This window comes from Thermococcus sp., from assembly GCF_015523185.1.
Lineage (GTDB): Archaea > Methanobacteriota_B > Thermococci > Thermococcales > Thermococcaceae > Thermococcus.
Genome location: NZ_WAKV01000055.1, coordinates 10,651 through 37,311, shown reverse-complemented (window position 1 = coordinate 37,311; position 26,661 = coordinate 10,651). Strand labels below are relative to the sequence as shown.

The 26,661-nt window shown below is 51.7% G+C and carries 20 protein-coding genes and 1 tRNA gene; 14 read left to right on the top strand and 7 right to left on the bottom strand.

What is annotated here, in order from left to right:
• The first annotated feature begins 19 nt into the window (after window positions 1-19).
• The 12 genes from F7B33_RS06120 to F7B33_RS06065 all read left to right on the top strand — a co-directional run bounded on the left by F7B33_RS06120 (window position 20) and on the right by F7B33_RS06065 (window position 13,922).
• Entirely contained in the window at window positions 20-1,357 is a 1,338-nt protein-coding gene (locus F7B33_RS06120) for a hypothetical protein (RefSeq protein WP_297073786.1), read from the top strand.
• 47 nt (window positions 1,358-1,404) lie between these two features.
• Window positions 1,405-3,834: a tRNA(Met) cytidine acetyltransferase TmcA gene (locus F7B33_RS06115; protein WP_297073784.1), complete on the top strand. Its 2,430-nt coding sequence runs from the start codon at window positions 1,405-1,407 to the stop codon at window positions 3,832-3,834.
• Window positions 3,835-3,901: 67 nt separating this feature from the next.
• Entirely contained in the window at window positions 3,902-4,423 is a 522-nt protein-coding gene (locus F7B33_RS06110) for a TIGR00288 family NYN domain-containing protein (RefSeq protein ID WP_297064363.1), read from the top strand.
• Window positions 4,420-4,899, top strand: a complete 480-nt coding sequence (locus F7B33_RS06105) for a TIGR00288 family NYN domain-containing protein (protein WP_297064358.1) — start codon at window positions 4,420-4,422, stop codon at window positions 4,897-4,899. The genes F7B33_RS06110 and F7B33_RS06105 overlap by 4 nt, the downstream gene beginning before the upstream one ends.
• An 85-nt stretch (window positions 4,900-4,984) precedes the next feature.
• Window positions 4,985-6,148: a thiamine ABC transporter substrate-binding protein gene (locus tag F7B33_RS06100; protein WP_297073783.1), complete on the top strand. Its 1,164-nt coding sequence runs from the start codon at window positions 4,985-4,987 to the stop codon at window positions 6,146-6,148.
• 135 nt (window positions 6,149-6,283) lie between these two features.
• Window positions 6,284-6,805: a hypothetical protein gene (locus F7B33_RS06095; RefSeq protein ID WP_297073781.1), complete on the top strand. Its 522-nt coding sequence runs from the start codon at window positions 6,284-6,286 to the stop codon at window positions 6,803-6,805.
• A complete protein-coding gene (locus F7B33_RS06090; RefSeq protein ID WP_297073778.1) occupies window positions 6,792-8,639 on the top strand; it encodes a hypothetical protein in 1,848 nt (615 codons plus the stop codon). The genes F7B33_RS06095 and F7B33_RS06090 overlap by 14 nt, the downstream gene beginning before the upstream one ends.
• Window position 8,640: 1 nt before the next feature.
• On the top strand, window positions 8,641-9,225 hold the full coding sequence (locus F7B33_RS06085) for a chromosome assembly protein (protein WP_297073776.1): 585 nt from the start codon (window positions 8,641-8,643) through the stop codon (window positions 9,223-9,225).
• Window position 9,226: 1 nt separating this feature from the next.
• Entirely contained in the window at window positions 9,227-9,808 is a 582-nt protein-coding gene (locus F7B33_RS06080; RefSeq protein ID WP_297073774.1) for a hypothetical protein, read from the top strand.
• 1 nt (window position 9,809) lies between these two features.
• On the top strand, window positions 9,810-11,405 hold the full coding sequence (locus tag F7B33_RS06075; protein ID WP_297073771.1) for a serine/threonine-protein kinase: 1,596 nt from the start codon (window positions 9,810-9,812) through the stop codon (window positions 11,403-11,405).
• A 12-nt stretch (window positions 11,406-11,417) separates the two neighbouring features.
• Window positions 11,418-13,370: a serine/threonine-protein kinase gene (locus F7B33_RS06070; protein WP_297073769.1), complete on the top strand. Its 1,953-nt coding sequence runs from the start codon at window positions 11,418-11,420 to the stop codon at window positions 13,368-13,370.
• Between the two features lie 3 nt (window positions 13,371-13,373).
• Complete coding sequence (locus F7B33_RS06065) at window positions 13,374-13,922, top strand: hypothetical protein (protein ID WP_297073767.1); 549 nt, start codon at window positions 13,374-13,376, stop codon at window positions 13,920-13,922.
• Here F7B33_RS06065 and F7B33_RS06060 read toward each other — a convergent pair.
• Window positions 13,891-15,108, bottom strand: a complete 1,218-nt coding sequence (locus F7B33_RS06060) for an amidohydrolase (RefSeq protein WP_297073765.1) — start codon at window positions 15,106-15,108, stop codon at window positions 13,891-13,893. The two genes, F7B33_RS06065 and F7B33_RS06060, sit on opposite strands and share 32 nt — an antisense overlap.
• A 220-nt stretch (window positions 15,109-15,328) precedes the next feature.
• Between F7B33_RS06060 and asnS the strand changes: the two genes are divergently transcribed.
• Window positions 15,329-16,621 carry an asparagine--tRNA ligase gene (asnS, locus tag F7B33_RS06055; protein ID WP_297073837.1) on the top strand — a complete coding sequence of 431 codons (1,293 nt, stop codon included), beginning with the start codon at window positions 15,329-15,331 and terminating at the stop codon, window positions 16,619-16,621.
• A gap of 362 nt (window positions 16,622-16,983) precedes the next feature.
• On the opposite strand, the gene F7B33_RS06050 is transcribed toward asnS, so the two are convergent.
• The 5 genes from F7B33_RS06050 to F7B33_RS06030 all read right to left on the bottom strand — a co-directional run bounded on the left by F7B33_RS06050 (window position 16,984) and on the right by F7B33_RS06030 (window position 21,275).
• Window positions 16,984-17,060 (bottom strand) — tRNA-Val (locus F7B33_RS06050).
• Window positions 17,061-17,098: 38 nt separating this feature from the next.
• A complete protein-coding gene (gene tgtA, locus F7B33_RS06045) occupies window positions 17,099-18,838 on the bottom strand; it encodes a tRNA guanosine(15) transglycosylase TgtA (RefSeq protein WP_297073763.1) in 1,740 nt (579 codons plus the stop codon).
• A gap of 32 nt (window positions 18,839-18,870) precedes the next feature.
• Complete coding sequence (locus tag F7B33_RS06040) at window positions 18,871-19,797, bottom strand: inorganic phosphate transporter (protein ID WP_297073761.1); 927 nt, start codon at window positions 19,795-19,797, stop codon at window positions 18,871-18,873.
• An 86-nt stretch (window positions 19,798-19,883) separates the two neighbouring features.
• Window positions 19,884-20,942 carry a glycosyltransferase gene (locus F7B33_RS06035; RefSeq protein ID WP_297073759.1) on the bottom strand — a complete coding sequence of 353 codons (1,059 nt, stop codon included), beginning with the start codon at window positions 20,940-20,942 and terminating at the stop codon, window positions 19,884-19,886.
• Between the two features lie 24 nt (window positions 20,943-20,966).
• Window positions 20,967-21,275: a hypothetical protein gene (locus F7B33_RS06030; RefSeq protein WP_297073756.1), complete on the bottom strand. Its 309-nt coding sequence runs from the start codon at window positions 21,273-21,275 to the stop codon at window positions 20,967-20,969.
• A 90-nt stretch (window positions 21,276-21,365) separates the two neighbouring features.
• Here F7B33_RS06030 and F7B33_RS06025 point away from each other — a divergent pair, with 90 nt between their 5' ends.
• On the top strand, window positions 21,366-25,535 hold the full coding sequence (locus F7B33_RS06025; protein ID WP_297073754.1) for a DEAD/DEAH box helicase: 4,170 nt from the start codon (window positions 21,366-21,368) through the stop codon (window positions 25,533-25,535).
• Here the strand turns inward: F7B33_RS06025 and pepQ are convergent.
• Window positions 25,528-26,580, bottom strand: coding sequence for a Xaa-Pro dipeptidase PepQ (pepQ, locus tag F7B33_RS06020; protein WP_297073834.1), 1,053 nt, complete (start codon window positions 26,578-26,580; stop codon window positions 25,528-25,530). The two genes, F7B33_RS06025 and pepQ, sit on opposite strands and share 8 nt — an antisense overlap.
• Between the last annotated feature and the right edge of the window lie 81 nt (window positions 26,581-26,661).

The window sequence follows — 26,661 nt, the reverse complement described above, 5'->3', positions numbered from 1 at the left end:
CTTTTGTCTATAGTTATCATTGAAAATTAAAGAAGGTGAATTTATGAGAAGAAAATATGTAGTAGCTTACCTATCTATCTTTGTTGTCGGATTTCTATTATTTGCACCGGCAATTGAGGGTGTCCCTCCAGCATATTCTGGGCAACTGTACTCACTATACGGAGACTGGCTCCAGGGAAAGCCAGTTGGGCTTGCAGTGTTCAACGTTGAGCCAATGATTAACGGAAAGGAGTTTACGGGGGATTTGATTCTGACAATTATTAATTATTCCTCAGATTCTCCAAAGATTGTTCTTGTAAAACACATAAATGGTTATTCTCAAACTGCATTCAAAATAGAAAGAATCCCAGTAGGTTTAAGAAAATTTAGTACTCTTCAAAACGGTAAGCTAGTTCAGAGAACTAGAACTGCTTTTAGGGATAGAGAGTACTATGTAGGGGTCTTTGGATATGTAAATGGGAAATTCTACAGCGGTGGAAAGTTTGTTGTTTTTGAACCCAAAAAACCAATAACACAACTGAACATTCAGTTAAAGCTCGTCGAAAAAAACGTCTCCAAATCGGCTGTATTCAAAGGAAAAACTCTTGTTAGAGACCTGGAAAGTCAAGGAATCAATCTTAAATACTCAGAAGGCATTGCTTACTCCTCAACCCCTGTAAAAACTCAAACACAAACCGTTTACCTCCCAGCAGGAGTCATACATAGTGCCCCTTGGACCAAGGTTTCTTGGTGGATATCAGGGGGTTACATAGTTAACGGTTATGGAACAGATCAACAAACGGCTCTTTGGTATGATTCCTTTGATCAATACATAATTGGATATTTAACCCCACCGAATCCCCATGAATGGGGGAAGAGCGGCAAGGACAAAGCGGTCTCCTATGTAACCACTTGGGTTACACTTGATAACACAAACTCCGGGAAATATAAGAAAGAAACAGTGATGGCTCACGTTATGTATGAGCTTAATGCCTACGTCTATACATCCTGGATAACCGGACTTACGGTAACCCAGTATATCCTTAAGCCTGTGAGAATAAGTGGGCTCTCTAGTGGTCAAGTGTCCGTTGAAACTCCCCCTGCCGTTCCAAGTTACAGTGATACAATCAATCAGAACGGAGTAGCATTTGGATTTGAGCCAAGAAACTCTGGCTCCGGCTGGATGGTCAAAGAAGTTACGTTCAGTTTTGGGCTCAACTATGGTGGAGCAGATGCAGATGTTTCAGTAACTCTCTACAGACAAGCTGGTGGTTCGTCCTATGGGACACCTTTTGTAGTTGCTTACAATGCCGTTGGGGCAAAATACTGGTATAAAAACAATGACCCAAGGAATTATGAGCTCTTTATTCATTGGTAATCCCCAACTTTTTAAAACCTTTTTCCCCCTTTACCAGGGGATGAGAAATGACCGTCAAGGTCCGCTTCGATAAGGAAGTGAGAGACTACGCTAAAGGCGAGAAGGTTAAGGACTCGATTCTCAAGCTCACCGAGACGGCATTAGCTCAGGCACTCGAAAACTTCCATAGGAGAATGATTGTAATCGAAGGGGACACGCTAAGGAAGGCGGAACTGGCCGGAATTCTTGCAGGGGCCTCTGCTAGAGTTCTGAGCGATGTTATCGATGAGCTGATTAGGAAGCGCCTCAGGGATGAGAGCGAGGATAAAATCGAAGTTCTTTACGCCACAGACGCCCTCGGGGAGGAAACCTTTGGAAGAAAAAGATACGAAGCTTTTAGGAAGCACTTTGACGTTCTAGCTGGTTCAAACGTCGATGTAAAGGCAGTAACCTTCAAGCACACCCGCGACATACTCGGAAGGACATACGACCTTCTCGTCCTTGATATGAGCTACGATTACTCCCCCAACGATTTGGGAAGGATAATCGAGACGGTTCGCGGTGGCGGGCTGATATTCATCCTTGCCAACCCCTTCGAAAAGTGGAAGGACATGTGGACGGGCTTCCACAAGAGCCTAGTTACTCCTCCCTACACGATAGACGATGTGAAGAAGCGCTTCAACAGAAGGCTCATCAGAAAGTTCACGGAGCACGATGGGATTTATATCATAACCGAGAACGGGAAAGCGAGAAAGAAACCAAAGCGCTCGAAGAGTCAGGCAAGGATTAAAGGAAGAAAGGGCGTTCCAATTCCCGAGGAGACGCTCTTCCCGAAGGAGCTCTACGAGATGGCCCTAACCAAGGGGCAGGTTGAAGTGATTAAAGCCTTTGAAGAGCTCGTTGACGGCGGAATGCTCGTTTTAACCGCCGATAGAGGGAGGGGTAAGAGCGTTTCAGTTGGTATAGCGTCTATCGGCCTTGCACTCGCACTCAAGAAAAGGACGAGGATAGTTGTTACTGCTCCAGAGCTTGAGAACGTCCAAGCGTTGTTCCGCTTCGCTAAGAGGGCCCTTGAAAGGCTCGGCTTCAAGCCCTACGTGGTGGAAGAGAAGGGCCTCATAAAGGAACTCTACGCGAGGAAGATAGGCCTACGCTATTATCCGCCAGCTGAAGGGCATAAAAAGAGCGCCGACCTCTACATTCTGGATGAAGCTGCCGGAATCCACGTGCCGGTACTCCACAAGTACCTCAACAAGGAGCGAGTGGTTTACTCGTCAACCATACACGGCTATGAGGGAGCGGGTAGGGGTTTCTCGGTCAAGTTCCTCAAGAAAGCAAGGGAGAAGCGCTCTTTTAAGGAGCTCCACATGGACGAACCGATTCGCTACGCTGAAAACGACCCCATTGAGAGGTGGCTCTTCGACGTTCTGCTCCTCGATGCGGAGCCGGTCGAGCTGACGGAGGAAGATTACGAGCTCATAAAGAGGAAGGAAGTCTACCTTGAGGAGCCTGATTTGGATAACTGGTTCGAAAACGACAGAGAGGATTTGAGAAACTTCGTTGGAATCTACATTCTCGCTCATTACCGCAACAGGCCGAGCGATGTGGCTCTTTTGGCAGACGCTCCGCACCACGAAGCGAGGGTTCTGAGGCTCAAGAATGGCAAGATAGTGACGGCGATACAGATAGCCAAAGAGGGTAGCATTCCGAAAAAGGTAATAGACAAGATGGCCAAGGGTTACAAGCCACGCGGGAACATAATCCCCGACATGATGGTCAAGCACCATTATCTGAAGGAGTTCGCCAGGCTGAAAGGCTACAGGATAGTCAGGATAGCGACTCATCCAGATGCCATGGACATGGGACTCGGAAGCAAGGCTCTTGAGCTCCTTGAAAAAGAAGCCAGAGAGAAAGGTCTCGACTGGATTGGTTCCGGCTTTGGAGCGAGTGAAGAGCTCGTCCGCTTCTGGGTCAGGAACGGCTTTGCCGTGGTTCACCTCAGTCCGGCCAGAAACCCTGTCAGTGGAGAGTTTACCGCTATAGTCCTCAAGCCGATAAGCGAGAAGGCTAAAAAATTAATCAAGAAAGCCAATGACGAGTTCAGGATTAGGCTTACAGAGTGGCTTGGAGATACTCACCGTGAGCTCGAGCCTGAGATAGCGCGCTGGCTCTTCGAGACGCCCTTCGGCGAGGCCGTTGATTACCCGGTTTACCTCACCGAAATTCAGAAGAAGCGCCTTGACGCCTTCACAGGCAAGGTTTTGACCTACGACACGGTGGTAGATGCCGTAAAGCCAATAGTGAAGCTATACTTCCTCGACGGCTGGATGAAGCCTTATCTGGATGAGAGGCAGATAAAGCTCTTAATCTACCGTGTTCTACAGGCCCACAGCTGGGAAGAAACCGCGAAGCTCATAGACAGGACCGAGACCTTCACAATGATTGAGGTGCGCGACATCATAAGGGGCCTCTGGTACTACTACAAGAGGCTCCTCTGACGAACATTTTTATATGATTAGCATCTAAATGGTCATGTTCATCTCAGCGGTTTCAACGGTGACAGCTATGCCAGGGGGAAGCTGGGAGAAGATAATCTCGATGACGAAGGACGGAATTCGAAGTATCGGAATTATCAAACGGAATTCTCGGCGCGGGAAGAGAATTGCACTTCTCATAGATGGTCCGAACATTCTTCGCAAAGAGTTTGGGATAAAGCTTGAGGACATCGTCGAGGTGCTTGAGAATCTTGGAGACATTCGGGTCGCTAAGGTCGTTCTGAACCAATACGCGCCACAGGGTCTTATTGAGGCCGTTTCAAATCAGGGGTTTGAGGCCATTGTCGTTTCCGGTGAGACAGGAGTCAAGCTCGCCGTAGAGGCCATGCGCGAAATTTACAATCCAAACATAGACGTTATAGCCATAGCGACCAGGAACGCAGAGTTCCTTCCGGTCATCCTCAAGGCAAAGGAAAAGGGGAAAGAAACGATAGTCATAGGAATCGAGCCAGGCTTCTCCGTTGCACTGAAGCACGCCGCGGATTATGCTATAATACTGCAGTCAAAGAACGAGAGGGGGAACGAGGGATGAAGGAGACGCTAATCAAGGTTCTGAAGCGTGAGAAAGAAGAACATGAGGAGACCCATGGGAAGAGTATCGGGCTCATAATTGACGGCCCAAACATCCTCCGAAAGGAGCTCGGCATAAAACTTGAGGACATCATTGAGGCACTCGAACGAATCGGCCGAATAAGGGTGGCGAAGGTCGTGCTCAACCAGTACGCACCGCAGGGGCTTATAGAGGCAGTCGTTAACCAAGGACTTGAACCTGTAATTGTTGCTGGCGATACCGATGTGAGAATAGCCATTGAGGCGATGGAGCTGATTTACAACTCTGAAGTTGATGTCATAGCGTTGGCCACGCGCGACGCCGATTTCCTGCCTATAATCCAAGAAGCTAAGAGGAGGGGGAAGGAAACGATAGTCATAGGAACAGAACCTGGCTTTTCTGTAGCGTTGCAGAACGCAGCGGACTACGTCATCAAAATGGTAGGCAAGAAGGAGTAATGGACAACTATGTGAAGCAAACCTTTTTTAATCCCGTGATTATTAGGTTATGGAACTCAACAACCGGTTAATTGGAGGTGATTCAATGAAGAGAATAATGGCACTGCTCCTGATGGCCGTTCTCCTTGTGTCCCTCACGGGGGCGAGGCCAGTCAAGGCCGAGGAGACGCTGACAGTTTACTCCTACGACAGCATTGAACCCTGGATGAAGGAGATAATTCCAATATTTGAGAAGGAGTATGGGGTCAAGGTTCAGCTTGTGACCTTTGGAGATGCCGGAGAAGTCCTGAGCAAGCTTATAATCGAAAAGAACAACCCTCAGGCTGACGTCGTGGTTGGAATAGATAACAGCTACCTCCAGAAGGCCCTGCAGGCCGGCATTCTAATCCCATACAAGCCCGAAAACGCGAGGTACATACCGGAGTGGATTATCAAGGACTTTGACCCGACCTTCCACCTGACCCCCTACGATTATGGAGCCATAGCGATAGTCTACAAGAAGGATGTCATTAAGAACCCGCCGAAGACCTTTGAAGACCTGACCAAGCCGGAATGGAAGGGCAAGCTAATAGTTGAGAACCCACTCACAAGCTCAACGGGAATGGCGTTCCTCCTCTGGACGATAGGAGTTTACGGCGACAGGTGGCCGTACTACTGGGAGAAGCTCAAGCAGAACGACGTAATAATTGTCAAAGGCTGGAGCGCCGGCTGGGAGATGTGGGACAAGAACCAGGCCCCTCTCTTTGTCAGCTACGCCACAGACCCCGCCTATGCTGCCTGTGAGGAGAACAGCACAAACATCGGTGCGATTTTCCTCAACAACACAGCTTACGTCCAGATTGAGGGTGCCGGAATCGTCAAGGGAACTAAGCACCTTAAGCTCGCCCAGGAGTTCATAAACTTCCTGATAAGTAAGGAAGCCCAGGAGAAGCTTCCAACTACCCAGTGGATGTATCCTGTCAATAAGGAAGTAAAGCCCCCGACATGCTTCAACTATGCACTCAACGTTAGCTCAGCGAAAGTCATCTCGATACCGGCCGAGGAGCTCGCTAAGAACACAGACAAGTGGCTCAAAGAATGGAGGGAACTGATGGTCGAGGGCAAAAAGCCCGAGGAAATATCGCCAACCCAAACGAGTTCATCGGACAGGACGACAACGACAGAGGGTAAGAAGGGTTCAAGTATCTGCGGTCCCGGTTTGATTGTCGGACTTACGGTGGCGCCTCTCCTACTGAGGAGGAGGCTCTGATTTTTCAAATCTTTTTTACTCAGCCTCTGTTTTACCGGAATTACCCACTCACAGGTTTCTCCAAAATGGAGAAAACTTTAAATAGGCAATAACGCCAAATACTAGCGTTTGAGAGAACCGGGGTAGTGATGGCGTATGAAGTACCTCGTCGTTGTTTCGTACGATGATGACGCCGAGCGAAAGCGCGTTGACTACCTTCTCTCCAAGTGGGCCGAGAGGGCAGGCGTTGAAAAGCCAAGGGGTATGACGTTCATCATAGAGACCGACCGCGATAGGGAGTTCTTTGAGGAGCTGTTTTCAAAAATAGAGGGCAATCCCGCCGAGAAAGTCAGGGTCTTTCGCGTTGCTGAGGAGTGGCCTGAACTCAGGGAAAGGAGTGTTACGAGGGAGTACCGGATACCAGAGGAGGAGGGCTTCGTCAGGAGGTTTCTCACCTACCTGTGCTCCAAGCTCGGAGGGACGTTCAGGCTCGATGAGACCTGCGAGGTTTACACGAGGAAGGGGAGGGGAACGATAAAGTTCGACCTCACTGGAGTTGGAGCGAGTACCCTCGTCAGGGTCACGGTCTCGGGCTACGGTGAGGTCGTTGATTATCTCATTTCTCGAATTGACGAGGAGCTAAAACCCCTGGCGGGTGATTCCCATGGGGCTCCTTGAGGAGGGAAACGCGAACTGCGTTAAAGAACTTCTCCGCCCAGCGGAACGGGTTTTGAGGCTAGGAACCGACGTCTGGCGGGAAAGCTACGGAACCAGGGCTGAGCTATGGGGCAGAATCGTGGAGGCTTACAACCGCTACCAGGAGGGTGAATGCGGGGATTTCCTTAGGGACCTGGACAGGCGCTTCAGGGCAAAGTTCGAGGGGGCGCTGGCCCTTTTGGCGTGGTCGTTTAGCAGAAACGGAGAGGATTTTGAACCCGCTAAGAGAAGGTTCACCCCCGAGGAGCTGGGGGCCATTGAGAGGCTCTTCCGCTACAACGTCTTTGAAATCTACTCAAGGGAGGACGTCATGAAGCTGATAATGCACAGGGACAACGAAGTTCTTTCTCTCCTTCGGGAGTATTACTCCTTTGACAAGTGGCTCCAGGAGTTCCTCAGAAATCCAAGGCACGGACTGGCCCTCAGGGACTTCCTGAAGTCAACCTGGGACTCGTACAGGGAGAAGATAAACCTCGCGATTGCGGAGGCAACCGCGCGCTTCGACTGGTTCAGGGACTTCCTTGAGGAAGCCAAAAAGGAGACGGAGGCAGTCGAGAGGGTTTACAGGAAAAAGCTTGAGGAGAAGGAGCTGGAAGTCCAGAGGCTGAGAAGGGCCATAGAACTCATCCGCGAGCGCTGGAAGGAGGAGGTTGAGAGGATTAGGGCTGAGGTTGAATCGGCCAAGGAGGAAGAAATCGAGGCGCTAAAACGGAAGAACGAGGAGCTCAGAAGACAATTCGAGGAGGAGAAGGCCAGACTCATCGAGGAGATATCGCGGATGAAGGATGAAGAGCTAAGGGAAAAACTGGAGGAAGAACTCAGGAAGGCAGAGGAGAGGATGAAGGCCGAAGTCGTTGCCATCGCCGAGAGGCTTAGACAGAGGGAACTTGAGCTGAGGAAAAAGGAGATGGAACTCAAAAAACGAGAACTGGAGCTCTCGAAAGCTGAAGAGGAAGCCAGAACGCAGATTGAGGAAGTCCTTAGACTTGCTGGAAAGGTGGAGAAAGGCTCGCGCTTCGTCAGAAGCGATGAGGCCAGGATGATGGAGATGAACTTCGCAGGCAGGATTAGGGGCAAGCTTAGAAACGAGGTAAGGTTGCTCGGAAAGACCTTCAAGGTCGAGGCCATAGAGGAGAAGGAAACCTTTGACCGCTCCAGATACAGGGAAAAACTCGACGAGATTGCCCTCAAAAACGTTCCAACCAACGTTCTCATCGAAGCTAGCTTGAAGGAGAAGAAGCTCCTTGGTAAGAAGGAGAACCTCATCGTCAGGGCCCTTTACCTCTCAAGACCTGAGCGCTACGCCGAATACGGCTTTGACACGGATCCTGTAGAGCTCGCCGAGCTGAACGCCATCCTCGACGACGTAAGAAAAGGAGAAAAGAGAACTGTTTTACTCATAGCTTCACCAACCGGCTTTGAGAGGAGGATTTACAACTACGTCTCCTCCGATGAGTTCCACAGGAACTTCGTTGACGCAAACGTTTCCCTGCTACTCCTTGACCTCGGCTCGGGCGAGATGATTCACAATCCCAACGATCCCTACGCAAGGGCCTTTGCCCCGCTCCTCAGGCTTGAGTTCGACGAGGAACTGCTTGAAAAGGCCCGGAGCTTCCTGCGCAACCGGCTAACTTACAAGCACTACGTCCGCTTTGAGGAGGCGCTGAACGAGCTGAACCTGCCCGTTGAAATCGTAAGGAAGGCCTTCCTCTCCCTCCAAGGGGAGGGCTACGTTGCCAAGTACGTGGAGGGTGTTGGATACGTCCTCGTTTCAAAGGAGTTTGGAGGTGAATGAGATGGGAATACGAGACGTTTTTGGTAGGAAAAGCACCGTTGAGAAGCTCTCCCTCAGGGAACTCCAGGAGGAGGAGATTAGGCTTAGGAACCGGCTCGAGAGGCTGAAGAAGGACATAAACGCCATAGAAAAGAGGAAGAAGGAGATCTTCCAGCAGGGCACAGGGGCCGACAAACTCAAGAAAAAGATGCTCGCCCAGGAAATTAAGAGCCTGGATATGGAGGAGAAGCTCAAGCTCAAGGAGTTCACGACGGCCCAGAAGCAGTACACCCTGATAAAGAACCTAATCGTCGTCAAGAAGTACGAGAAGGAGCTCCGCAAGGTTGGAGTCTGGGACAAGCTCAAGAAGGTGGAACCTGGAGAGCTTGAGAAGGCCCTCATAAGGATAAACCTCGACGGCAAGGAGTTCAACGAGATGGTGGAGAGCCTTAACAGGGTCTTCGAGATGGAGATAGCCGAGTTCGAGGAGGGCGAAGACGAGACGGAGAAGGAGCTCTTCGAGGCCTGGACCCAGGTTGAGAGCGGTGAGGCGGAACCAGAGGAAGTTGTGGAGAAGGTCCTGAAGGCCGAGACGGAGGAGGAGTGACATGGGGCTCCTCTCAAAGTTTTTTGGACCGAAGAATCCGCTGGACGTTCCCCTCAAGGACCTACTTGAGAACCAGATGAAGCTTGAGGCCCAGATTGAGAAGGTTGAGCGCGAGCTCAGGGCCATAGAAGCGGAGATAGCCGAGCTCTTTGAGAGGGCAAAGAAGGTCAGGAGCAGGAGCGAGGAACTCACGATAGCCACGAAGATAAAGACCCTCAACAAACGCAAGAAGAACCTCCAGGCGACCCACGCCCAGCTGAACAAGCAGTTGATGCTCGTCAGCAACCTGCTCATCATCAAGGAGAACGAGGAGCTCCTGAAGGGAACGCCAACCTGGGAGATGCTCAAGAAAATGTCGCCAAGGGAGCTGGAGGAGAAGTTAATCGAGATGGAGCTAGATGCGAGAAACTTCAACGAGAGCCTTGAGAAGATGCTCGGCATGACCGACAGGACGATCGGAGTCGAGGACTTTGAGGCCGACGAGGAGCTTGAGGAGATACTGAGCACAATAAGAGCTGTCAAGGAGGGCGAACTTGAGCCGAAGGAGGCCACGAAGAAGGTAATCGAGGAGGAGACGGAGTGAGATGCCGAGGAAGAGCCTCGAAGAGGACTTCGTCAGGCGACTCGTCATCTCGATTTTCCTGATTGCCCTCCTGAAGGGCTTTGGGTTACTCATATCGTTTTTCGTCTTCCTACCGTGGGTGGAGAGGTTCCTGAGGGAAACCGGCTCACGGGGGCCATATCCCAGGCCCAGACAGGTTCCGAGGCCGATGCCGAGGGAACCGAGTAGCAAGAGTAGAAATCGTGGGATTCCTCTCGCTGACGGGTTGATTTTTGAGGCGCCGAAAAAGTTAATCCGGGGAACTGAGGCACTGATAAAGGTCGGCTTCAGGAACAGGACAGGAAAAAGCCTTCGCGTTTCGATAGACCTGTCCGAGTTAGCTCTTCATGGGAAGCTGGAGAGAAAGGTCATCGGCTTTTACCTTCTCCCCGGGGAGGAGAGGAGCGAGTACGTGCGTTTCGTGCCTTCTAAAGCTGGGAGGCATTCGATTGCAGTTCGCGTTAGCTCAGGGCCGTTTGTGGAGGTGAAAACCTTCGAAATCGAGATTACCGGGGAGAGCGGGGTTAGCGGACTGGATGCGCTCCTGTCGAGGTATGAAAGGGTCGAGCTCATAGGCGAAGGGGGCTTTGGCAGGGTCTACCGTGCCCTAAAGGATGGCAGATGGATCGCTCTCAAGGTTCCCCACGTTGTAAACAAGAGAACCGGAAAGCTCTTCCTCCGCGAGGTTTCGGTATGGCGCGAACTCAAACATGGCAACGTAGTGAAACTCCACGACGCCAATCTGGCTCCATACCCCTACATAGAGATGGAACTCTGCGACCGCTCCCTTGAGGACGTTAAGAAACCCCTTTCCCCTGGAAGAGTTGCTGAGATAGCCTTTGAAATAGCGGAGGGATTAAAATACGCCCACTCCAAGGGGATAATCCACCGCGATTTGAAGCCCAGTAACGTCCTTCTCAAGGGCTCCAAGCCGAAGATAAGCGACTGGGGGCTGGCGAAGGTTCTCTTCGAGAGTGGAACCACGACGGTAACGGCTATGACGCCCTACTACGCCGCGCCGGAGCAGATAAGCCCCTCACGCTTCGGGGAAGTTGACGAGAGAACCGACGTGTGGCAGTTGGGAGTTCTCATGTACGAGCTCTCGACCGGAAGGAGGCCCTTTGAGGGGAGTGATTTTGTCGAGGTTGCCGGAAGGATAGTCATGGAGGAACCGGTGAAACCGAGCGAGCTGAACCCCAAGGCAAAGCCCCTTGACGGAATAATCCTCCGCTGTCTGAGGAAGGATAAGGAGGAGCGCTACGAAAGTATGGAAGAACTGCAGAGGGACCTGGCCGAAATACTCGGTGTCAAATACAGGGAGGGGCTCAAAAGGAGCGTCGAGCTGTCGCGCTCGGCCTACTACGCGGGCCAGCTGTTTCTCCTCCATCTCAGGATTGGAGACACAAAGGAGGCGTTAAAATACGCGAGGGACTTCCTACGGTACGCGAAGGGGAAGGAGAGGAAAGAACTTGAAGGACTCATCGAACAGATTGAACTGAGGATTGAAGAGGGGCTCCCCGTTCCGGAGGAGCTCGTTGAGAAGGGTGAGGTTATCGTTCACTCGGTTGGTGGTTTCTGAGGGGTGAAAACCTTGGACAGGCTTGTGGCGAAGATAAACTGGTCCTTCAACCGATGGAAGGGCTTCGATTGGGAATCCTTTGAGAGGAGGTACGACTCCGGGTTTGAGTTCGTCAGGAGAACCGGCTATGCTCATGAGTGGTGGAACTTCTACGAGGACTTTTCCCCCAACAAGTACTATGGCTTCACAATTAGGACCCCTCAGAAGTTCCACCGTGGAATCGTGCTCTTCATAAGTATGAACCCCCTTAACAGGAGATGGTACTTCGTTGGATTTTACTGCGATGCCGTTAGACCCCCAACGGACGCCTCCCCAGGGGTTCCAATCAGGAACCTTCTCCCGAATGAGGTCATAATGGAACTCGAGGAGCTACTGAGGAACCCGAACTGGAAGGACAGGCATCTGGCCTACGTCTCGCGGGTTCTCTCCGGTGAGGAGGAATACCTGGGCACGCTCGTCGCCCCCAAGGAGTGCTCGGCATCGTTTTTGCCCGAGGCTTATCTGGAGGTTTTCCCGGAGGATTTGGGCGTCTCTCGTATCGGCGGACAGTGGAAGATAACCTACAGGATAACCCCAGCCCAGGTCAAAAGGCTCCTGGAGGAGGTGAAAAGACGGCATGAGGTTATCACCAGCGAAGAGGCACAGTTAATCGTGGAGAGGATAAATCGAGCCCTGGAGAGGCTCAGGGAAGACTCTGTTACCGGAGGGCGGGAAAGAGGGACGAAGTGGGTTCTTACGTTTCCAGGTAACGCGCGCAGAACCGGGAGGACGGGTACGAGGAACGCTCCAGGTTTCCCGTTGGAGCTTCTTCAGCGCTACGAGCCCCTGGAATTCCTTGGTGAGGGTGGGTTCGCCAGGGTTTACAAGGTGAGACGAAAGAAGGACGGTAAGGTAGTTGCGCTGAAAATCCCAAGGATAGACGAGAGGACGAGCAAGACTTTCCTCCGCGAGGTTTCGACATGGTTCCAGTTGAACCACCCGAACATTGTAAAGCTCTACGATGCCGACATTCTCCCGGTCCCGTACCTTGAGATGGAGTTTGTTGAAGGCGCCAACGTTGGCGGGAAGGTAGTTAGAACGCTTGAGAAATTGTCCAAGCCCGTTGATGAGCAAACCGCTCTGAGGATAGTAAGGGGAATCGCCGAAGGACTAAAACATGCCCACTCGAAAGGCATCTACCACCTTGACCTAAAGCCTGGAAACGTTCTCCTCAAGAGTGACCTAACGCCAAAGATAACCGACTGGGGACTCGCAAAAATCGGAACGATGAGCTCGGGAAGGAGCGTCATGGGCTACACACCGCTCTACGCCGCACCCGAGCACCTGATGCCCAGTAAATACGGCAACACCGATGCGGGAACCGACGTATGGCAACTCGGGGCGATTTTCTACGAGTTGCTGACCGGCAAAGTTCCCTTCGAGGGCTACACATACGAGGAGGTCTTCGGCAAGATAACCGACGAGAACTACCGCCACAAACCCCCTTCGGAGTTTAACCCCGCCCTTGCGAAGTACGACGGCATTTTTGAGAAGTTACTTGCAAAGAGGAAGGAGGAGCGCTATCAGTCGGTTGAGGAGTTCCTGAAGGACCTCAACGAGCTTGAGGAGAGTGAAAAACGCAGGGCGGAACTTGAATCCCGGGTGGAGGAGCTGAAGAAGACCCTGGCCAAAAGCGTGGAGGCGTTAAAGAGAAGCAAGACCGCGGAGGAAGTCAGGGAAAACAGCAGGCTCGTCGTGCAGACGCTCTCAAAGCTCGCCCTGGCCTACGCGGAGCTCAACAAAAAGGCGGAACTGCTGAACACGCTCAACGACCTGAAGTTCTACACGACGCAAAACAGGGAGGAACTGGGAAAGGCCATCGAGACCCTTGAGTTGATGATTAGGGAGAACCTGCCCGTGGGGGAGGACTTTGTTGAGAGGCTAAAGGTCCTCCTCCACAAGATAGAGCGCGAAAACGGGGTGTGAAGGATGAAGTTTTGGAAGTCCAAGGAGGAGAAAGAGATAGAGCGAAAAATCCGGGCCAGAAAGGCCAAGATGGCCCTTAAACAGTACATAAGCAACCTTGAGGCACTGAAGCGCAGGGTCTTCCTCCAGGGGAGGGAAGCGGCGAAGCTCAGGGATGATGCACTGTTAATGAGGAGTGCCGTCAAGTACCTAACCCTTGAGAACAGGATAAAGCAGGCAAAGCGTCTGCTCCTCCTGATGGAGGAGGCCGAGATCCAAAGGGAGCTCGTCAAGGTCTCCGCGGAGTTCCTCCAATTCAGCAGGGACATCGTCGAGAGCATCGCCGAGGGACCGGGGGCGGAGGACATCGCCAGAATGCAGGTCGAGTTCGAGAAGGCAATGACGAAGGTGGAAAGCCTCGACGAGGCCCTCAGTGCGATGCTCGACATGACGAGCGAGAGCATCCTGAGTGGAAACTTTGACGAGGATGTGATAAAGGAAACGGAGGCCTTCTTCGACATAGAACCATCGGAGAAGAAAATCAGGGAGATTGAAAAGATGATGAAGGGTTAGTCCACACAATCTTTCCATTTATCACAACCTTTTCGACATCGCTTCCCCTCGCGGAGTAAACGAGGAGCGAATAAACGTTTTCCATCGGCATGAACCACGGTTTGTCGGCGTTTATGAGGACCAAATCCGCTAAGTAGCCTGGCTTTATCAGCCCTGCCCTCAGGCCGAGCGCCCTCGCCCCAAAGAGCGTCGCCATACCGAATATTTCCCGCGCCGGAACCGCGTGGGCTTTTCCAGCTGTCATGTTTGCTATTACTCCAGCCGTCCTCATCTCAAGGAACGGGTCAAGGATTCCCGTTGGGTTTGGCGAGTCGTTGCCGAGGGCAACGTTGAGTCCAAAATCCAGAAGAAGTCTCAGGTTAACAGTCTTCGCCTCAAGCTTGACATTGCTCGTCGGACAGTGGACGAGCGTCGAGCCTGCTTGAGTGAGAGCTTTGAAGTCTGAAACGCCAAGGTAAACGCCGTGAACCCCTACCAGCCTCTCGTTCAAGAGACCAGCTCTTTTCAGCAAACTAACTGGCGAAAAGCCATAGCGCTTCTTGACTTCTCTAACCTCCGCCCTGCTCTGGGCAAGGTGTATGTGAACCCTCGCGCCGGTTTCCTCCGAAAGACCAGCAAGTTCACGCATAAGCTCCTCCGAGACGGTGTTGGTCGCATGGGGGGCAAACACGGGTTTAACGAGTTCGCTTTTTCCATCCCAGCGTTTGAAGAACCTAAAGCCTTCCTCAGGGCTGGCGAGGGGGAAGTCCACCTCGTCCATAACCGTTTGCCCGATGAAGGCCCTTATCCCGAGTTTTTCAGCGACTCTGGCTATCTCATTGGCAAAGAAGTAGTGGTCGTTTATCGTCGTCGAACCGTTCGCGAGCGCTTCCCTAATGCCAACCTCCGCCCATTCTCTGACTTCTTTTTTGCTCCAAGTCTTTTCCATAGGCCATATGATTTTTTCAAGCCACTCCTCCGTGGGTAAATCCTCACCCAGACCCCTAAACCTTGCCATCGTCACGTGGGTGTGGGCGTTGACAAATCCGGGTGTTATAATGTAGTCTTCCCCGCCGTAAACCTCATCGATTCCCCAGTCTTTCAGCTCCTCCTCGGAAATAACCGCCTGGATAATGTTTCCATCGACTATAACAGCGCCGTCGCGGAGGGAGTTATAATCAACGAGCTTTCCAAGTAAAGCAAACATGCTCTCACCGTTGAACATACGGCAGTTGGTGACTTAAACCTTTTGACGTTATGGCAGACAAATGCCCAAAGAACTTAAATTTGGAGATAGGAAACTTCCTCCATGCCCCGGCTCATCAGAATTGATTCGGGAACAAGGGTTCTCTCGCTCTGGCTGAATAGCCTCTTCTGATTGGGTTAGCGTTATAAACTCGTGGGGAAAGCTTTTGGAGGTGATAATGGTGATTGATAAGGTTTACTGTGCCGATGTTAAACCCGAAATGGAAGGAAAGAGGGTTAAACTCGCAGGCTGGGTTTATAGGAAGAGGGAGGTCGGAAAGAAGGTCTTCATAGTGCTGAGGGACTCAAGCGGAATCGTCCAGGTCGTCTTTTCAAAGGACCTGAACGAAGAGGCCTACAGGGAAGCGAAGAAGCTCGGCATCGAATCGAGCGTAATCATTGAGGGAACGGTAAAAGCCGACCCCCGTGCTCCGACCGGAGCTGAAGTTCAGGCCGACAAGCTCGAGATAATCCAGAACGTTGACTTCTTCCCGATAACGAAAGACGCCAGTCCAGAATTCCTCCTTGACGTTAGGCACCTCCACCTCCGCTCGCCGAAGGTAGCGAGCATAATGAAGGTTAAAGCCACTCTCGTTCAAGCGGCCAGAGAGTGGCTCCTCCAGGACGGCTGGTACGAGGTCTTTCCTCCGATACTCGTTACTGGAGCGGTTGAAGGCGGTTCAACCCTGTTCAAGCTCAAGTACTTCGATAAGACCGCTTACCTCAGCCAGTCGGCACAGCTCTACCTTGAGGCGGCCATCTTCGGCCTCGAAAAGGTCTGGTCGCTTACGCCGAGCTTCAGGGCAGAGAAGAGCAGGACAAGGAGACACCTCACCGAGTTCTGGCACCTTGAGCTTGAGGCCGCCTGGATGGATCTCTGGGACATCATGAAGGTGGAGGAAGAACTCGTAAGCTACATGGTGCAGAGAACGCTCGAGCTCAGGAGGAGCGAGATTGAGACATTCAGGAAGGACTTAACGACCCTTAAAAACGCGATTCCACCCTTCCCGAGGATAAGCTACGACGAGGCTATAGAGATACTCCAGAGCAAGGGAGTAAACATAGAATGGGGCGAGGACATGGGGGCGGATGAAGAGAGAGTTTTGACAGAAGAGTTCGAGGCCCCGTTCTTCGTCTACGGCTATCCAAAGGGCATCAAGGCCTTCTACATGAAGGAAGACCCCGAAGACCCGAGGAAGGTCCTCGCAGCGGACATGCTGGCTCCGGAAGGCTACGGCGAGATTATAGGTGGTTCCCAGCGTGAGGACGATTATAACAAGCTCGTGCAGAGAATCCTTGAGGAGGGCATGAAGCCCGAGGACTACGAGTGGTATCTGGATTTAAGGAAGTACGGTTCAGTCCCGCACAGCGGTTTCGGTCTTGGCTTGGAAAGGCTCGTCGCATGGGTTCTCAATCTCGACCACGTTCGCTGGGCGACCCTCTTCCCGAGGACACCGAGCAGGCTGTATCCATGAGCCCTTTGCTTTACAAATTCTCGGGAAAGTTTTCGATTTTTCTTCTTACTTTAAGGTTTGGAAGTACGAGAGGCTTTTGGAAAAAGCTTGACCAAAAGTTGGTAGCTCTTCTTTGAGAGAGCATGCTATAGGGTTTTTATCCTCCAACAGCTCATTTCCAAGAGGGAACGTTTTGAGTGGACCATTGGTAATGGTTTACTCCTCTTTTGACATCCTTCGGGCGTCGATTTTAGAGTTAACCGTGAAGCATTTTATAAAGTTCTCTCCAAAATAGCTGTTCATGAGGAAAAACCACTTAGAATTTGGCTTTTTAGAAAGGAGCTACGAACTTTGATCAAACTTCGCGCAGGCGAAGTTTGTAATGGTGGGCCCGCGGGGATTCGAACCCCGGACCTCCACCTTGTAAGGGTGGCGTCATGACCATCTAGACCACGGGCCCGCCCTAAATAGGAAAAATGATGGCGGTTATAAAATTTTCTACTTCTCAACCCCCCTCCTCACTTTCACGGCCAAACCGCTCTGGAAAACCTTCAGCTCCTCACCGTTTAAGAGCGTTTGGCCTGTCGCGAGAAGCTCATCCCGCTCGTTCACCACCAGAACCTCATCATAAGGCCTTATTCCCGGGTCGGCATCAACTACAAACTTCGCGAAGACGTTCCTCCCCTTTCTTGCGAAGGGCTCGGCATCGCCCTTCACAACGACACGCATCCTCGGGAACGGAAGAACTTCATGGAGCCTCTTGGCTCCTTCTATTCCAAGCGTCAAGAGACCGTCCTCGGCTCTAAAGGTAGCGAGGTGCTTGCCCTTGACCTTAATCTGCCTCGGCATGCCTGTCTTTCTTGAAAGCTCAACGAAGGCATCCCTGAAAGCCTCTCCAGCCCCTTCCCCGAACTGGTATTCTGCTATGGCCATTACGTATTTTTTGGCCTCCGTCTTTTTGGGTTTCTCTATGGTAAAGTCCTCCTCGCCCTCGCTCTGGGCAAAAGGATAGCTTAAGCTGAGGTGCCTCGGAATCTCGCCGAAAATCGGGTGCCTTACCGTTTCCGGGAATTTTCTCTTTACACGCTCGGCCCGTTCTCTGGCCCTAACGGCTGTGGGCCACCTCAGGGATTCCTCGCTCACCTTGAAGAAGGCGCTGGCTTTGGTTATCGGCTCGTTCTTCTCGAGGTAGTCCCTGTATTCGAGCAGACGCTTGTAAGCCGAGTATAGCTTTGGATGACTCCTCGCCCTCTCGTCAACCAGCTCCCACAGCGTTCCTTCCTTTATCGCCTGCTTCACCCTGTTGAGCTCCTCCTTAATAACCCAGAGGTTGTGGATTGCCAAAAGTCTTGTCCTCTCTTCCTTTGGCATCTCCCTGAGTTCCTGAGGGGTATAGCGGGAACAGACGGGACAGGAGCAGGGGAAGTACTCGAGCTCCTCAAGCTTTTTCGTCCCCTCCGGCGTTAAATAGCGGTCGTCCTTTGCGTAGAGAGCGTAGCTGGCAGAATCAAAGAGGTCAACACCCATGGCAACGGCTAAAGCGAAAATCATCGGATGGCCTGCACCGAAGAGGTGGACTGGCCTGTCAGGTCTAAGGCCGAGCTTCGATGCGATAACTACGTCAACAAGGTCTCTATACCGGTAGCTCTCCATCAGCGGAACTACCGCACCGATTGGATGAATCTCGAAGTTCATCTCGCTGAGCCTTTTAGCGGCGTAAGTCCTGAGGTCTGGGTAGGTTGAACCCTGAACGGCCGCATTCATCGCTATCTCCTTTATTTCCTCCGCTTCCCTGGCCCTCTCCAGCGTTATCCTTAAATCCTCCTCAGCTTTCTCTCTTGGAGCGTCAGGCGGAGTTGGTATGTCGAGAAAAGTGCCTATGTCGACGCCTATTGCCTGCTGGAACTGGACTATTTCGCGGTTCGTGACCTTAACATCCCCATATCGCATGAGCTGGAAACTGCCGGAATCAACCTCGATTATCCCATCGTAGTCGAGCAGTTTATGAATTCCCATATCAAGGGCCTTTTCCCTGAGCTCAGGTGTCTTGTAGACGATGTAGGAGTTCGTGATGATAATCCCAAAGCCCATCTCCTTGAGCTCCTTTGGCGTTACGATGAGCTGTTTTGGATTAACCACAGGCATTATTGCGGGGGTTTCTATGGTCTTCCCGTTAACGGTCAGCTTTCCAATTCTTCCAGCGGCGTCTCTGGCCTTAACCTCGAACCTGAACTCCATGCTCTCACCTCTAAGGGAGCTCTCCCTTCAACTTAAAAGCCTGCCGAGAAGAGCCTAATCAGGAGAAACGCCAGAAGGCCCGCAAAAAGGGGTGCCCTCACCCAGCTCTTCACGATGTCAACTAGGAGCTTTTTGTTTACCCTTTCTCCCTTGTAGGCGCTCAGCCCGCTTATCGCCCCCACTATCGCCTGTCCCGAGCTCACGGGTAGGCCAAAGAGGTTCGCGACGCTCACAGCTATGGATGCACCGAACTGGCTTGAGAAGGCCGAAGTCGGCCCGAGTGGGGCTATGTCTCTTCCTATGGTCATCATGACTTCGTAGCTGAAGGTGAGAGTTCCAAGTGCCATGATGAGAGCAAGGAAAGCGTTGGGGTTTGACATACCGCCTGCCTTGGCCAGGCCTATCACGTTTGAGACCTCGTTAGTTCCGAGGTTGAAGGCCGAGTATGCCGAGGCCAGGAAGACGAGCCACTTCTGGGTCAGCTCAAGGTTCTTGAGACACTTTATCCTCCTCAGTAGGGGTTTGTAGAGTTTGTATATCGCTATTGCTAAGAGGGAGGCAAAGACCGGCGAGAAGAACCAGGCGGAGATTATTTTAGCGATAGTCCACCAGTCAACGGGAAGGCCAAGGGCAAGGGATGAACCTATTAGGGCGCCTATTATGGACTGGGTCGTTGAGATTGGCCTGCCCCAGAGACTCGCTATTGTGACTGCGGAGGCCGCACTGAAGAGGGCCAGGGCAACTTCTCCCGGAAGGAGTCCGCTAGCTAACCTTGTTATCGTTCCTGAAACCGCCGAGTGTCCTATAACGGCACCAAGGGTGGTAAAGACGGCTATTATCAGGACAGCCCGCTTAAAACCCACTATCCCGGAGCCGACGGCGGTTCCTACAGCCTTTGCACTGTCGTTCGCTCCAACGGCCCATGCCATAAAAATGGCAGTCGCTACGACCTCCAGCATCTCCCTCCCTCTATAGTCTATATAGTCTATGTAGTACAGAGTTGGACATTTTAAAAGGGTTTCGCCTTTAAAAGCGTTGTGGCACACTAGAGTTTTTCCAATTTTTCCAAGAGGAACTTAACGTAGCTGTAGAGGTGGAGCGAGAGATAAAACAGAGCCCAGAACCAGACGAGTATGGGGAAAAGAAAGGCGTTTGAAAGTCTTCCACCCTCGGCGAAAGTTGGGATGAGCATGGTAACGGCCTCAAAAGCCCACCAGAGTAAAAAGAGTCCCCAAAAGCCCAGAAAAAGCAACAGTGGGGGAACGACTACGTCCAAAAACGCTACAAAATCACCGAGCAGAAGGAAGGCCCAGTCCTTGGTGAAGCCCCCGCCGAGGTTTTTTAAATCCCCCAGAAACCAGCGCTTCCTCTGCCGCCAGAGGATTCTTAGGGATTTTGGCATCTCAACCCAAGTTTTCGCCTTCGGAGCGTAAACGACCCTCCCATTTCCCTTGAGGGCTTTTGTCGTGGCGTAGTCCTCAACAATGTCCTCTACAAAGCCCCCTATTTTTCCTAGGGCCTCTCTCCTGAAGGCTGCTATTGGGCCCGGTGCGAGGCTCAAATCATCGAGCTCCTTCGCCCTGCGAAACATCGCTATCCTCAAATGCTCCGCGTCCTGTGCCATTTCGAGGAACGAATCCCCCCTCACCCTTACCTGACCGCCGACGGCCAAGACTTCATCGGAGTAAAACCTCCTTACGAGCTCCTTAACGGCTTCCGGTTCGAGGTAACTGTCAGCGTCCGTTGTAACTATCACATCGCCGGAAGCTTTTGAAAGGCCGAAGTTCAGGGCCTTCGCCTTTCCGCCGTGCTCCTTTCGGTAAACCCTCAGGCGAAGGTCCTCAATGGAAGAGGCTACCTGGAAGGTGTCATCACTGCTTCCGTCATCAACGACGATAACCTCAAAGTTCGGATAATTCTGCGCCAAGGCAGATTCTATAGCCCTTAAAACTCTCTTCCCTTCGTTGTAGGCGGGGATTATGATTGAAACCCTCGGCCTCCATTCCCTAATTCTGTAATTCCTGAAAAGGCTAATTATGTAATTGAAGAAGAAGTAGCCGTCCCATAGGATGATTACTGCCAAGGCCAGTATGAGCAGTTTCATGGAAGAAACTCCGAAAAAGGTGTTTTAATCCTTGGCGTTTAGAGTTAGGATAGGCTTCTTTCCGAGGCGGTATCTCACAACGTACCTCCCGTGCTCGAAGTCATCCTCTTCTGCCTCAAGGACCTCCACCGGCTCGAGCTCAAGGCCGAAGTCCATAGCCTCCCACCTGATGTCATCGAAGTAGTCGTAAAGCCCGCAGGTTGCGCAGAACGAGCCCTCGAACTCGATTATAACCTCATCCCCCTCCATCCTAAGGATTCTAGCGTTAGCCTCGCTACCGTGGAGCCTGTTGAACTCCTCGAGGACCTTCTCAAGCTTCTCCTTTACCACCATTCTCCCACCGAAATGGGTTCGTGAAAATGACTTAAAAAGTTTGCTTAACCAACCGAATAGTTTAAAAACCGAAGAGAAGAGGATGGCGCGATGGCGGAGGAAAGGATAAGGTGGGCCGAGAGGGAATACAGCGACGAGGAGATATTCTCAATCCTGAGCGAGCCCGTTAGGGAGTGGTTTAGGCGGAAGTTTGGAACCTTCACCCCACCACAGCGCTACGCCGTTTTGGAGATACACAGGGGGGAGAACGTGCTAATTTCTTCCCCAACGGGTTCCGGAAAAACGCTCTCCGCTTTCCTCTCGGCCATAAACGAGCTGATTCTCCTAGGCAAGGAGGGAAAGCTCGAGGATAAAATCTACGTCCTCTACGTTTCTCCGCTTAGGGCTCTCAACAACGACATAAAGCGCAACCTTGAGGGGCCTTTGGCTGAGATAAAGGAAGTTGCAAAGGAGCTCGGCTACGATTTGCCCGAGATTCGCGTTGGAATAAGGACGAGCGACACCTCAAGCTACGAGAAGAGTAAGATGATAAAAAAGCCTCCCCACATACTCATCACAACACCGGAAAGCCTCGCCATCGCTTTAAACGCCCCCAAGTTCCGCGGGAGGCTGAAAACAGTAAAATACCTCATAATAGACGAGGTGCACGCTTTAGCCGAGAACAAGCGTGGTTCACACCTTGCGTTAAGCGTTGAAAGACTCCAGGAGATGGCCGATAATGACTTCGTGAGGATAGGCCTGAGCGCGACGATACACCCCCTCGAGGAGATAGCCAAGTTCGTCTTCGGCTTTGACGACGAAGGAAACCCGAGGCCCGGCCTTATAGTTGATGTGAGCTTCGCCAAGAAAACGGAGATAAAGGTTGAAAGCGTCGTGGAGGACTTAATCTATACCCCGGCAAGCGTTCTGAGCGATGCCCTCTACAAACGCCTGGCCGAGCTGATAAAAGCCCACAGGACGACGCTCATCTTCACGAACACGAGGAGCGGTGCCGAGAGGGTTGCCTTCAACCTGAAGAAGCTCTACCCAGAGTTCGAGGGATTAATTGAGGCCCATCACTCTTCACTGTCTAGAGAAGTTCGCCTTGACGTCGAGGAGAAGCTGAAGAGAGGCGAGCTTAAGGCAGTTGTTTGTGTATCGGGGAACTCAAAGATTCTAACCGACAACGGCCCTCTTCCGATTAAAGAGCTGGATTCCTCACACATTACGGGAATGGATTCTCTCAAAACGAAATTCGTGAAATTTAAGGAGCCACATAGGATATCTTATGAGCGTGAAGGCATAAGAATTAAAACTAGGCTTGGCTTTGATGTCTTGGCTACGAAAGAGCACAAGTTCCTAACGGTGAGAGATGGAGAACTCACCTGGATTGAGGCGTGGAAGCTTAGAGAGGGGGATTACGTAGCCGTAGTCAGAAGGCTTCCGAGCCCTGAGAGGGAAGTTCCAATTTTTGAAGTTCTCCCGGATTCAGCCTACCTGCACCTTAAGGAGGGCTTTCTCCAGGAGCTTAAGCTCTCTATACGGGCAAAGTTTGGCTCGATTAGGGCATATGCACGCCACAGAGGGTGGAGTGCCTCTTATCTCAACAAGCAACTCAACGGCGTTTATCCATTTAGGTGGGGTAAGTTAAAGACTCTTCTGGAGGATACTGAGCTTGAAATAAGCCAGGAAAACGTTGAAAGGATAACCTCCGACAAAGGTCGTTACACTCTGCCGCTTAAATTCACTCCCGGAATGGCCAGACTGCTGGGCTTCTGGATGGCCGATGGCTCGTGGAAAAGCGGGACTCTGACCCTGTTCTCGACTGACAGGGGAATGCTCGAAAGGTATTTGGAGCTGTGTAAGAAAGAATTTGGCGTTGAGGGAATTATAAGGAAGCAGAACGAGAGCACGTGGGCGCTTGAGATTCCCTTCGTCCTGATTCCAAGGATTTTCAAGGCCCTAACGGGAAACACAGGGAGAAAGTCGAAGAGGGGAGTTTTTCCCTCAATAGTTTATGTCCTTCCCGAGGAGCATAAGAGGGAGTTCTTGGCAGGCTACTTCGACGGAGACGGCTACCTTGAGATCAAGGATGGGCGAATCTATTCAGCGGGCTTTTCGACGTTCAACAGGGACTTCGCAGAGGGGATTAGGGACGTGCTCCTTCAGCTCGGGATAGTATCTTCCATCAGAGCCAGGGATTACGATGAGGTTCAGCGTTTCGGGGGCAGAGAAATTGCGAAGAAAGGAATCTCTTATACGGTGGCCGTCATAGGAGGAGAGTATCTCGGACGGTTCTTCGAGAAGATACGACCCTGGAGGAGCGATTTCTCCAACTGGGAGGAACTCTACTCTGAAGGGTACTCAAACCTCGACGTCATTCCTGGAATCGGGAAGCGCTTGAGAAAACTCCGGAAGAGGCTTAGGATAAGCTCCTATCGCCTCCAGAAAATGGGCCTTTATAATCCCGTGAAAGTCGAACTTGGGACGCGAGAAATCAGCAGGAGGAATCTCCTAAAGCTCCTAGAGGTGTATGAGAAAGAGGCAAAGGATAAAGGGATGCGGGAGGTCATAGAGGAGATTCAGGAACTGAGAAAACTCGCCGAGGGTGATGTATTCTTCGACAGAATAGCGTTACTCGAACCCTCTTATATTGATTACGCCTACGGAATAATAAACTCCGAAACCGGGAACTACGTTGTTAACGGCTTCATCTCGAAAAACAGCTCAACAAGCCTTGAGTTAGGGATTGACATTGGTACAATTGACTTAGTTGTTCTCATCGGTTCACCAAAGAGCGTGAACCGCGCGTTGCAGAGGATTGGGCGGGCCGGCCACAGGCTCCACGAGGTTAGCAAAGGCGTTATCCTCGCCCTCGACAGGGACGATTTGGTCGAGGTTACGGTTTTGGCGCACAACGCAAGGAACAGGAGGCTCGATAGGGTTAAGATACCCAAAAACCCGCTCGACGTTTTGGTGCAACACCTCCTTGGGATGGCCATCAACAGGGTTTGGGAGGTTGAGGAAGCCTACCGAGTCGTTAGGAGAGCCTACCCCTTCCACGAGCTACCCTTCGAGGACTTCATGAGCGTTTTGAAGTATCTGGCGGGTGAATACGCGGGCCTTGAGGAGAGAAAGGTCTACGCCAAAATATGGCTTGAGGACGGGAAGTTTGGAAGGCGCGGTAAGATGACTAGAGCTATCTACTACATGAACGTCGGCACGATTCCGGATGAGGCCAAAATTCGCGTTTACACCATGGACAAGAAGCTCATTGGGACGGTTGAAGAAGAGTTCGCCGAAAGGTTAATGCCCGGTGATATCTTCGTTTTAGCTGGCAGAACCTACGAGTTCGTCAAAAGCAGAGGGAACAAGATATACGTTATTCCGCGCGAGGGCGCAAAACCTACAATTCCAGCATGGTTCTCCGAGATGCTCCCGCTGAGCTTTGATTTGGCCCTCGACATACAGAGGTTTAGAAGAGAAGTTAAAGGTCTTCTCGGTAGGAAAGATGGAGTTAGAAGACTAATGAGAAAGTACGGAATAGACGAAAAAGCGGCGAGGGCAATTGTAGCTTACTTCCGCGAGCAGGCGAGGTATTCGGTAATCCCCGACGACGAGACACTCTTGGTCGAGTTCGTGCCGGGAGAGAGGAGAAACCGATACTTCTTCCACACGCTCATTGGAAGGCGCGCCAACGACGCACTCAGCAGGGCCTTCGCCTACCTCGTTAGCAAGAGGAAAAACTGCAACGTAGGGGTAGCGATAAACGACAACGGCTTCGCTTTGCTCCTTCCACCTGAGGTAACGCTGAGCGAGGATGAAGTGAAGGAACTTTTCCGGCTCGATGATTTACGAGAAACATTGAAGTTGGCCCTTGACAACACCGAGCTGTTGAAAAGGCGCTTCCGGCACGTGGCCAACCGCGGGTTGTTAATCCTAAGGCGCTACGTAGGAAGGAGCAAGAGGCTTGGAAGACAGCAGGTTATGGCCGTTGCACTGCTGAAGGTCTTGAAAGATAACTATCCGGATTTCCCGCTCCTCAAGGAGGTTTACCGCGAGATTATGGAGGACAAGATGGACGTTGAGAGCGCTGAACTCTTCCTGAGCTGGGTCAGGGAGGGTAAGATAAAGGTCATCTTCGAAACCCACAGCGTGCCGAGTCCCTTCGCCTTCAACTTGGAGGCGATAGGCTCAAGCGACGTAGTTCTCATGGAGGATAGGAGGGAGTTGATAAAACAGCTCCATCAAAAAATAATGGCGATGATAGGGGCTAAATAAGCTCTCTCTCGGTTTTCGTGAGCCTCTTCGCCCCGTTTTCCGTTATCACTACCGTGTCCTCTATCCTGACTCCCCCGAACTTTGGGATGTAGATGCCGGGCTCTATCGTAATCACCATGCCAGGCTTCAGAACGGTCTCGTCTCTCTGGTTCACGCCGGGCCACTCGTGTATCTCAAGGCCAACGCCATGTCCCGTTGAGTGGATGAAATAATCTCCGTAGCCGTACTTCGCAATAACATCCCTCACGATGGTGTCGAGCTCCTTAGCGGTGATGCCGGGTCTCGCCATCTCAACGCCCTTAATCTGGGCCTCAAGGACCGCTTGGTACATGTCTTTCTGCCTCTCGTTTGGACTGCCAACGACTATTGTCCTCGTCGTGTCGGAGTTGTAGTGGTTGTAGAGGGCGCCTTCGTCTATAACGACCAGCTCTCCCCTCTCAATCCTCTTGTCGCTCGCTACCCCATGCGGTAATGCCGAGCGCCAGCCACTCGCTATTATCGTGTCAAAAGCCGGCTTTTCTGCACCGTTCATCTTCATAACGTATTCCATCTTTGCCGCTATCTCCCTCTCGCGTTTGCCCTCGCTTATCTCCTCTATAGCCACTAGCATAGCCTGGTCCGCTATCTCGCAGGCCTTCTGGATAACCTCAAGTTCCTCCCTCATCTTCACCATCCTGAGCTCCTTTATGACCTCGTCAACGATGACGAACTCCTCAACGCCGAGCTTCTCGCGGTAGCTTTGAACCGTTGAGTAAGCCGTTCTTCCCTCGATTCCGAGCTTTTTCAACTTGAAGGACTTAAGCTTTTCAAAGAGCTCAGGCCCGCGCTTGAATGCCTCCACTGGAACGCGGGAGCTTTCCTTAGCTTCCTCATACTCTAGCTGGGGAACGAGGAAAAGCTCCTCATCGGCAGTAACGAGCAGGTAACCGCCAAGAACCGGGGCTGAGCCCGTGAAGTAGTAGAGGTTCGGTTTATGGGTTATTATCACGCCGTCGAGTTCCTTTTCGGCGATGTATTCCTTCAGCTTTTCAATCCTCATTGCCACCACCTAGGGGAGTTAAATCGAAAGGATAAAACGGTTTCGGAAACGATATATACCCCTCCACCTAAGCCCGAACAGGTGTTA

What these genes read in the sequence shown, in the direction of transcription:
- F7B33_RS06065 (WP_297073767.1), top strand. Translation starts at nt 13,374, where the DNA reads ATGAAGTTTTGGAAGTCCAAGGAGGAGAAAGAGATAGAGCGAAAAATC.
- F7B33_RS06060 (WP_297073765.1), bottom strand. Translation starts at nt 15,108, where the DNA reads ATGTTTGCTTTACTTGGAAAGCTCGTTGATTATAACTCCCTCCGCGAC.
- F7B33_RS06105 (WP_297064358.1), top strand. Translation starts at nt 4,420, where the DNA reads ATGAAGGAGACGCTAATCAAGGTTCTGAAGCGTGAGAAAGAAGAACAT.
- F7B33_RS06075 (WP_297073771.1), top strand. Translation starts at nt 9,810, where the DNA reads ATGCCGAGGAAGAGCCTCGAAGAGGACTTCGTCAGGCGACTCGTCATC.
- F7B33_RS06095 (WP_297073781.1), top strand. Translation starts at nt 6,284, where the DNA reads ATGAAGTACCTCGTCGTTGTTTCGTACGATGATGACGCCGAGCGAAAG.
- F7B33_RS06040 (WP_297073761.1), bottom strand. Translation starts at nt 19,797, where the DNA reads ATGCTGGAGGTCGTAGCGACTGCCATTTTTATGGCATGGGCCGTTGGA.
- F7B33_RS06115 (WP_297073784.1), top strand. Translation starts at nt 1,405, where the DNA reads ATGACCGTCAAGGTCCGCTTCGATAAGGAAGTGAGAGACTACGCTAAA.
- tgtA (WP_297073763.1), bottom strand. Translation starts at nt 18,838, where the DNA reads ATGGAGTTCAGGTTCGAGGTTAAGGCCAGAGACGCCGCTGGAAGAATT.
- F7B33_RS06025 (WP_297073754.1), top strand. Translation starts at nt 21,366, where the DNA reads ATGGCGGAGGAAAGGATAAGGTGGGCCGAGAGGGAATACAGCGACGAG.
- F7B33_RS06100 (WP_297073783.1), top strand. Translation starts at nt 4,985, where the DNA reads ATGAAGAGAATAATGGCACTGCTCCTGATGGCCGTTCTCCTTGTGTCC.
- F7B33_RS06110 (WP_297064363.1), top strand. Translation starts at nt 3,902, where the DNA reads ATGCCAGGGGGAAGCTGGGAGAAGATAATCTCGATGACGAAGGACGGA.
- F7B33_RS06035 (WP_297073759.1), bottom strand. Translation starts at nt 20,942, where the DNA reads ATGAAACTGCTCATACTGGCCTTGGCAGTAATCATCCTATGGGACGGC.
- F7B33_RS06090 (WP_297073778.1), top strand. Translation starts at nt 6,792, where the DNA reads ATGGGGCTCCTTGAGGAGGGAAACGCGAACTGCGTTAAAGAACTTCTC.
- F7B33_RS06030 (WP_297073756.1), bottom strand. Translation starts at nt 21,275, where the DNA reads ATGGTGGTAAAGGAGAAGCTTGAGAAGGTCCTCGAGGAGTTCAACAGG.
- F7B33_RS06085 (WP_297073776.1), top strand. Translation starts at nt 8,641, where the DNA reads ATGGGAATACGAGACGTTTTTGGTAGGAAAAGCACCGTTGAGAAGCTC.
- F7B33_RS06080 (WP_297073774.1), top strand. Translation starts at nt 9,227, where the DNA reads ATGGGGCTCCTCTCAAAGTTTTTTGGACCGAAGAATCCGCTGGACGTT.